This window comes from Vibrio sp. D431a, from assembly GCF_030248655.1.
In the GTDB taxonomy this organism is placed as follows: domain Bacteria; phylum Pseudomonadota; class Gammaproteobacteria; order Enterobacterales; family Vibrionaceae; genus Vibrio; species Vibrio alginolyticus.
This window is the reverse complement of the sequence record NZ_JAHGAP010000009.1, coordinates 348,841-363,732: the sequence shown is the minus strand read 5'-3', so window position 1 is coordinate 363,732 and position 14,892 is coordinate 348,841. Positions and strand designations below refer to the sequence as shown.

The window sequence follows — 14,892 nt, the reverse complement described above, 5'->3', positions numbered from 1 at the left end:
AGGAGATAACAAGATGTTTGATTACGAAATCTTGCGACTCATCTGGTGGGTACTAATCGGTGTTCTACTAGTTGGTTTTGCAGTAACAGACGGCTTCGATATGGGTGTAGGCGCGCTTGTACCTATTATCGGTAAAAACGACACGCAACGCCGTGTCATGATTAACTCAATTGCTCCTCACTGGGATGGTAACCAAGTTTGGCTTATCACTGCTGGTGGTGCACTGTTCGCAGCTTGGCCTTTGGTTTACGCAACGTCATTTTCAGGCTTTTACTTAGCGATGATTTTGACACTAGCAGCGCTATGGCTTCGTCCTCTGGGCCTAGACTACCGCTCTAAAATCGAAGATCCAAAATGGCGCAATACCTGGGATATCTGTATCTCAATCAGTGGTTTTGTTCCGCCAATCATCTTTGGTGTGGCGTTTGGTAACCTTCTACAAGGTGTACCGTTCCAATTGAGTGAGTTCTTGATGCCAACATACCATGGCTCATTCTTTGGTCTACTAAACCCATTTGCACTGTTGTGTGGTCTAGTAAGCTTGTTCATGATTTTGATGCAAGGTTCTACTTGGCTACAAATGAAAACAACAGGCGAAGTGCATGTGCGTGCGCGCAACGTTGCTCAGTTGGCTGGTTTACTGACGGTTGCTGCGTTTGTAGCGGCTGGTTTCTGGATCCAAAATATCGATGGCTACGTCATTGTTGGCGGTATCGACACTAACGCTGCTTCTAACCCTCTAAACAAAGAGGTTATCCGTGAAGCTGGTGCGTGGATGAAGAACTTTGAAAACTACCCACTACTATGGGCTGCTCCTGTATTAGGTGTTGCAATGCCGCTTCTCGCTGTATTGGCATCTCGTCTTGAAAAATGTGCGATTTCGTTCATTACTTCAAGCTTGGGTGTTGCTGGTGTTATCTTTACTGCAGGTTTTGCGATGTTCCCATTCATCATGCCTTCAGACTTAATGCCAAGCCACAGCTTAACAATGTGGGATGCAACGTCATCTGAGCTGACTCTGAACCTAATGACAGGCGTTGCGTTTGTTATGGTGCCAATCATCCTTGGTTACACATCTTGGACTTACTACAAGATGTTTGGTCGCCTTGATGACCAGTACATTGAAGACAACAAAAACTCACTTTACTAAGGAGCATTTACTATGTGGTATTTCGCATGGATTCTAGGTGTACTACTTGCTTGTGCATTCGGTATCATCAACGCTCTTTGGCTAGAGCACTCAGAAATGATGGATAAAGACAGTGAGTAACCTCGCTGATAAGGTAGCGAAACTTCACGCACCAATGGATAAGACTCTGCTACGAGTCTTATCTCTCATCCTTGGCTTTATGCACATAGGATTGGTGATGTGGGACCCTGAAGCTTACCATCAAGCAATTGGTGGTTTTAACTCAATCATCGCACCAGCACTGATTTGGTCTGTATGTTCAAGCATGGTGTATGGGGTGGGCTTCAAGCCAAGAAACTGGTACTGGCAAGTTTTGTTTAGTCCTTATTTCTCGTTAGCTATCTTAATTTATCTAACGGCACTTTATTTCATTTAGGCTGAAATATGCTGTAATAAAGTCGGTTACTAAATCATCGAATAAAAGCTAGGTATCTCGCCTAGCTTTTATTTTTTCTACAAATTTCAAAAATATTTCCTTAGCTCGGTACCAATTGCTGTCGCTTCAGTTATAGTAATTACTTTAAAGAATTGAATATATTGGTACTCCCTTGCAAGGCACATCAAATCTCTTTCACTGGCCGATCACCGTGTACTATGAAGACACTGATGCGGGCGGTGTTGTATATCATTCTAATTATCTAAAATTCTTTGAGCGCGCACGGACAGAGATGTTACGTGCTAAAGGCATTTCTCAACATGTGTTACTGGAACAAAATATCGGCTTTGTTGTCCGACACATGGATATCGATTTCAACCAAGGGGCTAGGCTGGACGAGCATCTGACAGTCGTAACCCGAGTGTCAGAAATAAAACGTGCTTCTCTGCAATTCTGTCAAGAGTTGGTCAATGATCAAGGCAAGATATTGTGCAAGGCCTCGGTTAAGGTAGCATGTATCGATAATAAGAAAATGAAACCAATAGCTATTCCAACCTTTATAAATTCGGAGCTAACAAATAGTGACTGCTGATATTTCCATTTTAGATCTCTTTCTTCAGGCCAGTCTGTTGGTAAAGCTTGTGATGCTGACGTTGCTTGGCATGTCAATTGTGTCATGGGCAATGATCATCAAGCGCAGCAAAGTGCTTTCTCAAGCATCAAAAAATGCAGAGCAGTTTGAAGACAAATTTTGGTCGGGTACTGATCTTTCTCAGCTTTACCAAAAAGTAAAAGCGCGTAAAGACGAAATTGAAGGCACAGAAGAAATCTTCTACGCAGGTTTTACAGAGTTTGCTCGCCTACGTAAGAGCAACGCAAATTCACCAGCTTACATCATGGAAGGCACTGGCCGCGCAATGCGCGTTGCTGTTTCTCGTGAAGTAGATGAGCTAGAAACAAGCTTACCGTTTTTGGCAACAGTCGGTTCTATAAGCCCTTATATCGGCCTATTTGGTACCGTTTGGGGCATCATGCACGCCTTTATTGCGCTGGGTGAAGTAAAGCAAGCTACGTTGTCTATGGTTGCACCGGGTATCGCCGAGGCACTTATCGCGACAGCGATGGGGCTATTTGCGGCTATTCCGGCAGTAATGGCGTACAACCGTCTAAGCAATAAAGTGAGTAAACTAGAGCACACTTACGCAACATTTTCTGAAGAATTCCACAGCATCCTTCATCGTCAAGCGATGGCTGGCCGAGACAGCGCGGATAAGGAATAAAGCATGGCGGGTTATCAACCTAAAAAGCGAAAAATGACAGCGGAGATCAACGTTGTTCCGTATATCGACGTAATGCTCGTACTGTTGATCATTTTTATGGCGACCGCTCCATTTGTGACTCAAGGCGTCGACGTTGATCTTCCGAAAACATCGACCGCAGAATCTATGCAAGACCTTGCTGGCGAGACTGACAGTAGCTTTATTATCATCGAAATTGATAGCGAGGGTAATTTAGGCCTAAGCGTAAATGATGAAGAAGTTCAGCGAGGTTTGTCGTTGCAAGATGTTATTGTGCGAGTGAAAGCGGAGCGAGAGGTTAAGCCGGATTCACCAGTTGCGGTAGGTGGCGACGCGGCAACACCATATGCCGATGTTGTTCTATTGCTAGATGAACTAAGTCGAGCTGGTATCCCTAAGGTAGGTCTAATGACCGATATCAGGGAATAGACATCAATTATCTATGAAAGATCACAAGAAGAAACCCAACCAATACGCCAAACCGATAGCAATATCGGTTGGTTTGCATGCAATTCTAGTTGCAGCCCTGCTTTGGGGGACGGACTTCAACATGTCTAAACCAGAGCCTACAGGGCAAATGGTTCAAGCTGTTGTCATCGATCCAAAACTTGTGCAGCAACAAGCGGAAGAAATTCGCCAGCAACGCGAAAAGGCAGCGAAAAAAGAACAAGAGCGTCTTGATAAACTGAGACGCGAAGCAGAGCAGCTAGAAAAAAACCGCAAAGCTGAAGAAGAGCAAATTCGCAAGTTGAAAGAGCAGCAAGCGAAAGATGCTCAAGCGGCGCGAGAAGCAGAAGCTGCACGTAAGAAAAAAGAGCAAGAGCGCAAGCAGGAAGAAGAACGTGTTCGCAAAGAAAAAGAGCGAGCTGCTAAGCTAGAAAAAGAGCGCAAGGAAAAAGAAGAAGCCGTGCGTAAAGCTGAGCAGGAGCGTTTAGCAAAAGAAGCGGCTATAGCAAAAGCTGAGCAAGAACGTTTGGCTCGTGAAAAAGCAGCAAAAGAAGCGGAAGAAAAAGCACGTCGTGAGCGTGAAGCTGCTGAAAAAGCTGAACAAGAGCGCATTGCAAAAGAGAAAGCGGCAAAAGAGGCAGCGGAGCGAGAGCGTAAAGCGAGAGAAGCAGCTGAGCGTGCCGAGCGTGAGCGTAAAGCTCAAGAAGCCGCGTTAGATGATATTTTTGCGGGTCTCGAGAGTGAGTCAGAACAGAATCAGCAAGCGAAAAATCAACATGTGCAATCTGAAGTTGACCGCTATGGTGCAATTTACAAACAATTGATAGAGAGTCGTATCATTAAGGACGATTATCTTGTGGGAAAGTCGTGTAGGCTTAATGTGAAGCTAGTTCCAACTGGGACTGATGGTATTGTGAGTAATGTTACTGTGTTAAACGGTGACTCTCGTCTTTGTAGTGCAGCCAAAAGTGCAGTAGCCCAAGTTGGCAACTTTCCGATGCCTAAAGATAGAGATGTTATTGATAAAGTTAGAGATATCAACTTAACCGTTGAATACTAGAATAAGGAATAAGACGTGATTAGACGCCTTTTACTAGGAATGTTTGTACTGTTTAGCAGTATGACAAATGTGGCGAATGCCGCATTAGAGTTGGTCATTACCGATGGTATTGATTCAGCACGACCAATTGCTGTTGTTCCGTTTAAGTGGGAGGGCACACAAGCGCTTCCAACGGATGTTTCTGCTGTTATCGCCTCGGATTTACAACGTAGTGGTAAATTCAGCCCAGTTCCAACGAGCAAAATGCCACAAACACCGTTCAGTGAATCAGAAGTTAATTTTGATGCTTGGACCAATTTAGGTGTGGATGCGCTATTGACTGGTTCAATCAAGCAAAACGACCAAGGTGACTACGTTATCAACTATCAACTTGTTGATATTGTGCGTGGTCAGTTAACAGGTGGGAAGAGTAAGGCGCTTGGTAGTGACGGTGAATTAGTCCTGTCAAAAGATCATGTGCTGTTCAATAAAGTAGCCACTGTTCAAGGGCCTCGTATGCGTGAGTACGCTCACCGTATCTCTGATTTGGTGTATGAGCAGTTAACTGGCGACCGTGGCGCTTTCATGACTCGTATCGCATATGTGGTAGTGAACGATAAAGACCGTTTCCCTTACCAACTTCGAGTCGCTGATTACGATGGCTACAATGAGCGTCTGGTTTTACGCTCTAAACAACCATTAATGTCACCAGCGTGGTCCCCCGATGGTAAAAAGCTTGCATATGTTAGCTTCCAAAATGGCCAAGCAGAAATCTTCATCATGAACATCTACACCGGTGAACGTGAGAAAATTACTTCATACCCACGTCACAATGGTGCGCCAAGATTTTCGCCAGATGGCAATAAGTTAGCGATTGTTCTTTCTAAAACAGGCTCGCTTCATGTTTATACGTTTGACCTTAACACTCGTAAGCTGACGCAAATTACGCGTGGCAGATCAAATAATACGGAACCGTTCTGGCATCCGGATGGAAAATCGTTGATTTTCACATCGGATAGGGGTGGTAAACCACAGATTTATCAAGTAAATTTGGGCAGCGGTTCTATTGACCGTTTGACTTGGCAAGGCAGCCAAAATTTGGGTGGTCAGATTACTCCTGATGGGCGATTCCTAGTTATGGTGAACCGCAGCAACGCAGGATTTAATTTGGCGAAACAAGATTTGGAAACTGGTGCTCTTCAAGTCTTAACTAAGACCTTGCTTGATGAGTCTCCTAGTATTGCCCCAAACGGTGGCATGGTTGTGTATAGCTCGATTTACAACAAGAAAAACGTACTATCGATGGTGTCAATTGATGGTCGATTCAAAGCTAGATTACCGGCAACAAATGGGCGTGTTCGAGCGCCTGCATGGTCACCGTTTTTGTAGTAATAAGTTTGATTAATAAAGGAAAATAAGATGCAACTGAACAAGGTTCTAAAAGGGCTACTAATCGCGCTTCCTGTAATGGCTGTTACAGCGTGTAGTTCAAGCGACGACGCTGCTTCTAACACTGGTGCAGCAACAAACAACAATGGCGCAGTGGAAACAACAGTAGCTACGCCAATTGATCAAAGCGGTCAGTTGACAGAGCAAGAGCTAAAAGAGCAAGCGCTACGTGAAACTCAAACAATCTACTTTGCTTTTGACAACTCAACAATTGCAGCAGATTACGAAGAGATGCTAGCGGCTCACGCTTCTTACCTAAGCAAGAACCCAGCACTTAACGTAACTATCGAAGGTCACGCTGATGAGCGTGGTACTCCTGAGTACAACATCGCTCTAGGTGAGCGTCGTGCACAAGCAGTAGCGAACTACCTACAAGCACTAGGTGTTCAAGCTGACCAAATCTCAATCGTTAGCTACGGTGAAGAGAAGCCACTTCTTCTAGGTCAATCAGATGAAGTTTACGCTAAAAACCGTCGCGCGGTTCTAGTATACTAATTCGAGGTAATCCTCATGTTCAGTAACACTAAGCGCGCTGTTGCGCTTACGTTACTGGCAAGTGCAGCGAACTTTGCGTTCGCTGCACCAGCTCCAGTATCCGATCTCAACAGCACATCATCCGTCTCTAAGAGCCGTTCATCTGAAACGGAAGTAGAGCGTCTAGAGCGCTTGCTACAAAACCGCAATCGCGTTCAGCTCCAAATGCAACAGCAAATTGACCAAATGTCACAAGAGATCAGTGAATTACGTGGTCAATTAGAGCGAAATAGCTACGAAATGAAGCAAATGTTGCAACGTCAACGAGAGTTGTTTGTCGAGCTGGATCGTGTTCGTGGAGAGATAAAATCCGCGCCTGCGCAAGAAGCGAAACCGGCTAAAACAGGTGGTCAGTACACACCAAATGTTGATGAGCAAACGGCATACCAAAATGCAGTCGACCTCATCCTCAAGAAACGTGACTACACTGGCGCAATTGCAGCGTTCCAGCAGTTCCAGAAAGATTATCCTGATTCTACATATTCAGCGAATTCTCACTACTGGCTAGGTCAGTTGTACTTCGCTAAAAAGCAGGATGAGGATGCAGTGAAAAGTTTTGCCGCTGTTGTGTCTTATAAAGACTCCAATAAGCGAGCCGATGCGTTGCTTAAGTTAGGCGAAATCGCTGAGCGTAATAACAATGCAGCTCAAGCGAAAAAGTACTACCAACAAGTGGTTGATGAATACCCAGGTAGTGCATCTGCAAAACTTGCCAGCTCTAAGCTGTAAGACGTTATGTTTTGAAAAGGAAGCTTCGGCTTCCTTTTTCTTTTCCATTTTCTGTTGGTGCAGAACGGCTAAGTCGATAGCAATGATGCAGAGCCTCTGACCTTATGTTGCACCGAATTTCGCTACTCGGAAATGCTACCTGTAACAAAGATATACGGCTAGACCGCTAGAAATCCCCGCGACAAGTTGGTTTTTGAAAATTAACGAGGTTACAATACTCGGATTAAAGGAAGTTGCGTAGAGCAAGAGCAATGAGCCATATATTAGATAAAATCGACACTGTTTACCCATTCCCACCGAAACCAGTTCCATTAAGCGAAGAAGAAAAAGCATCTTACATTGAGCGTATTAAAAAGTTACTCAAAGAAAAAGATGCGGTACTTATCGCGCACTACTATACCGACCCTGAGATTCAAGCCCTAGCTGAAGACACTGGCGGGTTTGTTGGTGACTCGTTGGAAATGGCGAAGTTTGGTAATCGTCACCCTGCAAGTACATTGATTATTGGTGGTGTTCGCTTTATGGGCGAGTCGGCCAAAATTCTGACACCAGAAAAGCGCATTCTAATGCCAACGTTGGAAGCGGAATGTTCGCTTGACCTTGGCTGTCCTGCGGATAAGTTCAGCGAGTTTTGTGATGCTCACCCTGATCATACGGTTGTAGTTTACGCAAATACTTCAGCAGCGGTTAAAGCCCGTGCCGACTGGGTCGTTACATCGAGCATTGCGCTTGAAATCGTGGAACACTTAGACGCTGAAGATAAGCCAATTATTTGGGGACCAGACCGTCACCTAGGATCGTACATCGCTAACAAAACTGGCGCAGATATGCTGCTTTGGCAGGGTGAGTGTGTGGTTCATGATGAGTTCTCTGCTGATGCGCTACGAAAAATGAAGAGCGTGTATCCAGATGCGGCTATTTTGGTTCACCCTGAGTCACCAGCAAGCGTCGTAGAACTTGCCGATGCCGTTGGATCAACGAGTCAGCTGATCAAAGCAGCGAAAGAGCTTCCTCACAAACAAATGATCGTTGCGACAGACAAAGGCATTTTCTTTAAAATGCAGCAACTTGTGCCAGAGAAAGAACTTATCGAAGCGCCAACCGCAGGTGCAGGCGCAACATGTCGCAGCTGTGCACACTGTCCTTGGATGGCAATGAACGGTTTGAAAGCAATTGAGAAAGCGCTTAGTGAAGGTGGTGAAGAGCACGAGATTTTTGTTAACGAAGAACTGCGTGTTAAATCCCTTATCCCGCTTAACCGCATGCTAGATTTTGCTGAGCAGCTAAATATGCAAGTGAAAGGTAATGCTTAAAAAGTAGGCGTAACTGAAAATAAATCTCAAAAACCAGCCGAATATGGCTGGTTTTTTTGTGTCTTACTATCAATGAGTTACTATTGATGCAATCAATGAATATCGAGGTCATAAATTTATGGCGGTGTGGTTAGTAGTTAAAAAGTGGCTTAGTTCCCACCTTTTTAAATTGAGCAACCGAAGCCTTCTCATCTTTAGTGGCTTATATGTGAGCCTTTCATGGTGGCTGCTGGTTCTCGCTGGTGAAACAGCATTAACAGACAGTTTCGCTAACTTTATCTATTACCTCATGGTTACGGCGAGTACGGTGGGTTATGGCGACCATTCTCCAGTAACAGATTTGGGTAAATGGGTTGTCGTACTATTTGTAATCCCCGGCGGTTTGAGCTTATTCGCCGCATTATTGGGGCGTGTCGCTGGAGCAGCGATGGACTATTGGCGAGCGGGTATTTTAGGAAAACGGAGAGTAAGAGTGGAAAACCATATTGTATTGTTGGGCTGGAATGGATCGAGAACGATGCACCTTATTCGCATGTTACAACATGAAGAAGAGGGAAAGCGTCCGATTGTTTTATGCAGCCGTTCAGAAATAGAGAACCCGTTACCTGGCGAAATCAGTTTTATCAAAGTGACCAGTTATACCGATTCGCAAGAAATGAAAAACGCCAATATTGCCGAAGCCGCTTGCATTATTGTGGATAATCTCTCGGACGACATTACCTTGTCAGCCGCTCTATACTGCGCATCTGTAAACCCTTCCGCTCATTTGGTCGCTTACTTTAAAGATGAAGCGCTAGGCCGACTTCTAAGTCAGCATTGCCCGAAAGCGGAATGCATACCTGCTGTTGGCGCAGAAATGTTGGCAAAAGCGGCGGTTGACCCGGGCTCAAGTGCGCTTCATCAGGAGCTTTTGGCTTCAACACGAGGTATGACGCAATACTCAGTTATTTATCCTGAGGGGCAGTCTGCCACCACTATTGAGAATCTCTTCGTTTTTCTCAAAAGACGCCATCATGCCACGCTGATTGCTTTTGATATTGGCGATGGTATTCAACTCAACCCAGATTTAGATGCTGAAGTACCCGCGAGTACCAAGCTGTTTTACATTGCAGATGAACGTATTGAAGATTTTGCCTGGAAAGAAATGAACAAGGAACAATAATGCACATGATTGCTGGCCTGTTAGCAGGCTTCCCAAACTTTTTACTCTATTTCTCTGTTTCTATTATTTTTGTATTGGCGTTTAAGTTCATCTACGTCAAGTTGACGCCATACGATGAGTGGCATCTGATCAAAGAAAAACAAAATACAGCAGCAGCGATTGCGCTAAGTGGGGCCTTCCTTGGTTACTGTCTCGCGATTTCGGGGGCGGCAAAAAACTCAGTCAATATCGTCGATTTTATGGTATGGGGCGTTGTTGCAATGCTTGCTCAAATTATTGCATTTGCAATTGTACGCTTTATTTTACTTCCGAAAGTGGCAGAGCGTATCGAAAAAGATGAACTGCCAGCCGGTATTGTATTAGCAGCAGTTTCTGTTTCGGTTGGCGTATTGAATGCCGCGTGCATGACCTACTAGGAGGAACGATGAAGCGGAGTTCTAACGTTAAACGTTCTTCCATGGACAAAAGCTTAAAGCTTGGGAAAATTCTTCCCTTTGCTGCCTTTGGTGGTATTTTCTTCTTTGCTGCGTACGAGTCAAAAACAGAAGGGTACATTTTTTCTGATGCTGATGAGTGTAAATCTAACTCGCCTGAGTTTAGTGAACAGTGTGACATTGCATACCAAGAAGCTTTAGCTCGTGCCGAACAAAATGCCCCTCGCTACCGCAGCGAGTTCGAATGCGAGAATGATTTCTACGAGGATGATTGTTACTACAGTTCCAGTTCCCGAGCTTATGTACCTAACTTTGGCGGTTTTTTTTACAGTCGCTCATTAAGCGGGTTGAAAGGTTATAACAAGAGCTATTACTCAGAGCCGATGTACCGTTATAAATCCAAATTCTATAATGGAGCAGGACAATTCTTTGGCTCCTACCGAAATCAGCCGACCAAAGTTGCGACGAATAGCCTTAATAAACGTGGCGGCGGCACCATTGGCAGGGCGATGTCTCGAGGCGGGTTTGGTAAAGCGGTGTCGGTCAGTCGAGGCGGTTAAAAAGCACTATGTTTCGACGAGAAATACAAGAGCGCGAAAACTGGCGTGAATTAGCACGCCAGTTTGGTTTTGGTTTCCATACCATGTATGACCAACCGTATTGGGATGAGAGTGCTTACTATCAATTCACGCTGGAGCAAATTGAGCGCGATATAGAAGCGCCCACTGAAGAGCTGCATCAGATGTGCCTGGCTATTGTGGATGAAGTCGTTCGGAGTGAGCGGTTGCTGACGCAATGTGCGATCCCTGAATCTATGTGGGAGCAGGTCGCTTCTTCATGGAGACGAAGCGAACCTTCGCTTTATTCGCGGCTGGATTTCGCGTACAACGGGACCTCGCCAGCAAAATTACTGGAAAACAATGCGGATACGCCAACCAGCTTGTTTGAAACTGGCTTTTGGCAGTGGGTGTGGCTAGAAGATGTTGTAAATAAAGGTCGAGTTCACCAGAGCGCGGATCAATTCAATATTCTTCAAGACTTTTTGATCGAGCGCTTTGCTGAAATAGCAAAATACCAGCCAGGACAAACACTTCACTTTAGCTGCTGCAAGTACACTGAAGAAGATAAAGGGACTGTCCAGTATTTAGAGGATTGCGCGCGAGAGGCAGGGTTAGCAACGGCATTCGTGCATGTCGAAGATATTGGAGTGACGGAAGATGGTCTGTTTGTGGATGCTGACGACAGAGCGATTCGTTGGATGTTTAAGCTTTACCCTTGGGAGTTTATGTTTGAAGAGGAATATGCGAAGTACTTAGCGACTGCGAACGTAAACTGGTTAGAACCGATGTGGAAGTCGATTCTATCCAATAAAGCACTTTTACCGTTATTGTGGGAGCGCTTTCCTAACCACCCGAACCTTTTGCCCGCTTATTTTGCTAACAATTCAAAAGCGAACACTATGAGAGATTATGTCATCAAGCCACTATTTTCTCGAGAGGGCGCGAACATCGAGATCGTCATCGATGGAAAACGTTTTGTTAAAACGTCAGGGCCTTATGAATCTAAATTTAATATCGTCCAGCAATACCATCCACTACCTAAGTTTGGGCAAAACCATACGTTAATTGGCAGTTGGTTGGTCAATGATAGAGCTGCCGGTATTTCGATTAGGGAAGACAGTAGCTTAGTGACTCAAGATATGGCGCGGTATATTCCACATGTAATTTTAACATGATCAAAAAAGCTCTCCATTTGGAGAGCTTTTTGTCTATTCAGCCGTTCAATCTTGATGGTCGACAGCGTTGCGTCTATTGTTCTTCAGCTAATGCAACACCGCGCTGGGTAAGACCACATAACATCACTGGCATTGCATTGAAGATTTCCTCAAACTGCTCTAAGCCTTCCATACCTTGTTCGGCCAATGTTTCAATGGTCGTTTCTGGGTCGTAAAGCATAGTAAGAGAAAGTAAAACACCACCGAGTAGGGCATTATCTTCGCTATCCTCAGGCATCAACGTTTCCCAGTCATCACGCGCAAGTTGCCAGCCTTGTAATACACCTTCACAGAAATCGCGAGCCTGACTTGTTACGATGTCTTGCTCATCTAGCGCGCACCCTGCAGGCCACTGCCAAGTGCCTTCTAGGAGAGCGGGACGAGTTTGGTTCCACATTTGTACAATCTCGTCAATGTACTGCTCTAGTTGTTCACCGTCAGTAAATGGCGCTGTTTCTTCTCCACCCCATAAGAATGGCAACCACTCTTGAGGCATTAATACGTTTGGCGCTGCAGCCATCGCTGTTACAAAGCCTTGAGTTTTTGCCAGGTTTAGTAGTTTACCGTCAAGTTCTGGGAGAGAAAGGATGTCTTGTAGTTTCAAAATAGAATACCATTTGTTAATGGGCTGGTTGATTGCGCTCATCTTACCAATCAATTAGTGATAAATCGATATTAGGGAATGATTCACACATCTATGGAAATTCGCTCATCACTTAGAAAAAAAAGCATTCTCGCCCTAACACTTTACCTGTGCTTCTTTATCGCCACTATCGGTTCTGTCGCCTATTTGGTTGTTGAGCCACCGGTTAGACAAAAGCTAGAGCAAAACCTAGAGTTACGTACCCAACTCCTGGCTCTTGAGATCAAAGAGCCCCTCCTCAGTTCTACAGGTGTATTGAGCAGCTTAGTAGGGCTAGCCCAAGGGACTGAAAATATTCAATCTCTCAACACAATAATTCCACATATTCTTCAATTGAGTGACAAGATGCTTGTTAGTGGTGGCGTATGGCCTAAACCCGAACTCAAAGCAGAACAATGGAGATATAAAAGTCTATTCTTCAATAAAAACAGTGATAGTGGTATTGACCAAATTCACTCCTACAATAACCCCGAATCTGGCGGTTATGATAATGAACCCTGGTATGTCGCTGCCGCCGATGCTCCGGTAGGTTCTGTTAGTTGGTCTACGGTTTACATCGACACCTTTACTCAGGTCCAGATGATTACCGCATCTTCTCCATATTACCAAAATGGTCGATTCGCTGGAGTTGTAACGGTAGACCTATCACTTGATGCACTTTTTCAGTTTATTCGAGAGCACACGAACCAGCATTCTTTGGGGGTAGTGGTTCGAGATGCTGACTCAAACGTGATTATTGAGCACAACTTTCAACTGACGGACGAAATTTATGTCAGCGAGCTTGATTTCGGAGAGTTCGATTGGCGCATGGAAGTTGTCAACGCAAAAGCTAAAGTCGCTGATCAAGTGTTTGAACAAGTGATGAGCGTTGAGGGGAGGATCATTCCATTTTTGCTCTTGTGTGTCTTGGTCGGTTACTACTTACTGAATCGCTATATTGTTGAACCAATTGTTCGCATTGCCGCTAAGATTGATGACTCGAAAACTGGTGGGATCATAGATATTGACTACGATAGCGATGACGAAATCGGACAGCTTATCGAGAAGTTCAATGAAAAGACGATCTATTTAGAGCAGGAGAGAATAAAAGCTCAGGCTTCGACAAACGCTAAAACGGCATTCTTAGCCACATTGTCCCACGAGATTCGCACACCAATGAACGGTGTACTAGGAACTGCCCAGATACTGTTAAAAACACCACTTACCGATGAGCAGCGTAAGCACCTGAGAACACTTTATGATTCAGGTGATCACATGATGACATTACTCAATGAGATTTTAGATTACTCAAAAATTGAACAAGGGCATGTTGAGTTTGAAAATAAGCCTTTCCCAATTGAGTCGATTATCGGCAGTATCAAGAGTGTTTATCAAACTCTATGTGCAGAAAAAGGTCTTCGCTTTAGAGTAGTCTCGCATTTACCAACGGGTCGTTGGTACAACAATGACAAAGCCCGTTTGCGTCAAGTACTGTTCAATCTACTCAATAACGCTGTTAAGTTCACCGATCGTGGCATCGTAGAGGTAGAGCTAGCCGAGAAATCGAGTAAGGCAGGCACCAAGCTGATACTAAAGGTAAAAGATACAGGAATTGGTATTTCAAAAGAGGCACAAAAACGCATTTTTCGTCCTTTTGAGCAAGCGGAGTCATCAACGACTAGGCGGTTTGGTGGTACAGGGCTTGGTTTAGCAATAGTCAAAGAAATCGCGGAACATATGGGTGGGCAAGTGGTTGTAGAGAGTCAGGAGGACGCTGGAACGACTTTTACTGTCGAAATTGCCCTTACACCTTGCAAGCCAGGTAAAGTAGAGTCAATCAATACACATAAATTGAACTGTAAAGGGTTGAAAGCACTCATTGTTGAAGACAACCGAACAAATGCGATCATTATGGAAACTTTCCTCCGAGCCAAGGGCTTTGAGTGCACAAGTGTCGAAAATGGTCAGCTTGCAGTCGATGAGGTTGCGAGCAAACCATTTGATTTGATACTGATGGATAATCATATGCCTGTTCTAGATGGCGTTGGGGCCATATCAGCCATTCGAGCAATGAGTTCACCTGCTAAGTCGGTACTGATTTTTGGCTGTACAGCGGATGTGTTCAAAGAAACACAAGAACGTATGATTAATGTAGGAGCAGACCACATAATAGCGAAACCAATAGTGGAGTCTGAATTAAATGATGCACTGTATCTTCATGCGACACAGTTATATCAGTACCAATCGGGCTTTGATGGAAATGCAGCAGATAGCTTTAATGCTGAAAAGTGGTTACTCAACTTCTATGTCGCTCTAGATAATGGACATCTTAATGAAGCACTTGAGGCTATTTCAGCGATCATTGCGGAGGCTCCCCTTGAACTCAGTGACGACGTTTCTTCAGTCGCTGAACGGATAAGAAGTAACTTAAAGCGTCAGCAATCCCCAGACCAAGATGATATCGATACATTAACGATTTTGCTGGCCTCACCATAACTGAATCAATATGGCGCAACTGTGAATTGT

General features: G+C 44.6%; 17 protein-coding genes. 16 read left to right on the top strand and 1 reads right to left on the bottom strand.

The features are described 5' to 3' along the window. Positions 1-13 precede the first annotated feature (13 nt). From cydB to KJB35_RS07840, 15 genes are all read left to right on the top strand, one after another. Positions 14-1,150, top strand: a complete 1,137-nt coding sequence (gene cydB, locus KJB35_RS07910; RefSeq protein ID WP_006742909.1) for a cytochrome d ubiquinol oxidase subunit II — start codon at positions 14-16, stop codon at positions 1,148-1,150. Positions 1,151-1,162: 12 nt separating this feature from the next. Then, complete coding sequence (gene cydX / locus KJB35_RS07905) at positions 1,163-1,270, top strand: cytochrome bd-I oxidase subunit CydX (RefSeq protein WP_000270284.1); 108 nt, start codon at positions 1,163-1,165, stop codon at positions 1,268-1,270. Then, entirely contained in the window at positions 1,263-1,565 is a 303-nt protein-coding gene (ybgE, locus tag KJB35_RS07900) for a cyd operon protein YbgE (protein ID WP_033905055.1), read from the top strand. The genes cydX and ybgE overlap by 8 nt, the downstream gene beginning before the upstream one ends. Positions 1,566-1,737: 172 nt before the next feature. Beyond that, positions 1,738-2,157 (top strand): tol-pal system-associated acyl-CoA thioesterase, encoded by a 420-nt coding sequence (ybgC, locus tag KJB35_RS07895; protein WP_017820044.1) that lies wholly within the window; start codon positions 1,738-1,740, stop codon positions 2,155-2,157. Further along, positions 2,147-2,845, top strand: coding sequence for a protein TolQ (gene tolQ / locus KJB35_RS07890; protein ID WP_005378301.1), 699 nt, complete (start codon positions 2,147-2,149; stop codon positions 2,843-2,845). The genes ybgC and tolQ overlap by 11 nt, the downstream gene beginning before the upstream one ends. A 3-nt stretch (positions 2,846-2,848) precedes the next feature. Next, the gene (locus KJB35_RS07885) at positions 2,849-3,292 is read left to right on the top strand and encodes an ExbD/TolR family protein (protein ID WP_005378298.1); all 444 of its coding nucleotides are present in this window, start codon (positions 2,849-2,851) and stop codon (positions 3,290-3,292) included. Between the two features lie 13 nt (positions 3,293-3,305). Further along, positions 3,306-4,370 carry a cell envelope integrity protein TolA gene (gene tolA, locus KJB35_RS07880; protein ID WP_213907800.1) on the top strand — a complete coding sequence of 355 codons (1,065 nt, stop codon included), beginning with the start codon at positions 3,306-3,308 and terminating at the stop codon, positions 4,368-4,370. 15 nt (positions 4,371-4,385) lie between these two features. Further along, entirely contained in the window at positions 4,386-5,738 is a 1,353-nt protein-coding gene (gene tolB, locus KJB35_RS07875; protein WP_005387925.1) for a Tol-Pal system beta propeller repeat protein TolB, read from the top strand. Between the two features lie 30 nt (positions 5,739-5,768). Next, the gene (gene pal, locus KJB35_RS07870; RefSeq protein ID WP_005378293.1) at positions 5,769-6,293 is read left to right on the top strand and encodes a peptidoglycan-associated lipoprotein Pal; all 525 of its coding nucleotides are present in this window, start codon (positions 5,769-5,771) and stop codon (positions 6,291-6,293) included. A gap of 15 nt (positions 6,294-6,308) precedes the next feature. Beyond that, entirely contained in the window at positions 6,309-7,061 is a 753-nt protein-coding gene (gene ybgF, locus KJB35_RS07865) for a tol-pal system protein YbgF (protein ID WP_005387926.1), read from the top strand. 251 nt (positions 7,062-7,312) lie between these two features. After that, on the top strand, positions 7,313-8,374 hold the full coding sequence (gene nadA, locus KJB35_RS07860; RefSeq protein ID WP_042522106.1) for a quinolinate synthase NadA: 1,062 nt from the start codon (positions 7,313-7,315) through the stop codon (positions 8,372-8,374). 118 nt (positions 8,375-8,492) lie between these two features. Beyond that, positions 8,493-9,536 (top strand): potassium channel family protein, encoded by a 1,044-nt coding sequence (locus KJB35_RS07855; RefSeq protein WP_017635053.1) that lies wholly within the window; start codon positions 8,493-8,495, stop codon positions 9,534-9,536. Next, positions 9,536-9,952, top strand: a complete 417-nt coding sequence (locus KJB35_RS07850; RefSeq protein ID WP_005378281.1) for a DUF350 domain-containing protein — start codon at positions 9,536-9,538, stop codon at positions 9,950-9,952. The genes KJB35_RS07855 and KJB35_RS07850 overlap by 1 nt, the downstream gene beginning before the upstream one ends. A gap of 8 nt (positions 9,953-9,960) precedes the next feature. Continuing rightward, positions 9,961-10,530: a DUF1190 domain-containing protein gene (locus tag KJB35_RS07845; protein ID WP_053307470.1), complete on the top strand. Its 570-nt coding sequence runs from the start codon at positions 9,961-9,963 to the stop codon at positions 10,528-10,530. A gap of 8 nt (positions 10,531-10,538) precedes the next feature. Next, on the top strand, positions 10,539-11,705 hold the full coding sequence (locus KJB35_RS07840; RefSeq protein ID WP_054575114.1) for a glutathionylspermidine synthase family protein: 1,167 nt from the start codon (positions 10,539-10,541) through the stop codon (positions 11,703-11,705). A 73-nt stretch (positions 11,706-11,778) separates the two neighbouring features. Here the strand turns inward: KJB35_RS07840 and KJB35_RS07835 are convergent, their stop codons facing one another. Beyond that, entirely contained in the window at positions 11,779-12,390 is a 612-nt protein-coding gene (locus KJB35_RS07835) for a YecA family protein (RefSeq protein WP_005378278.1), read from the bottom strand. A gap of 51 nt (positions 12,391-12,441) precedes the next feature. Here KJB35_RS07835 and KJB35_RS07830 point away from each other — a divergent pair, with 51 nt between their 5' ends. Continuing rightward, on the top strand, positions 12,442-14,862 hold the full coding sequence (locus KJB35_RS07830; RefSeq protein WP_054575115.1) for a hybrid sensor histidine kinase/response regulator: 2,421 nt from the start codon (positions 12,442-12,444) through the stop codon (positions 14,860-14,862). Positions 14,863-14,892: the final 30 nt, after the last annotated feature.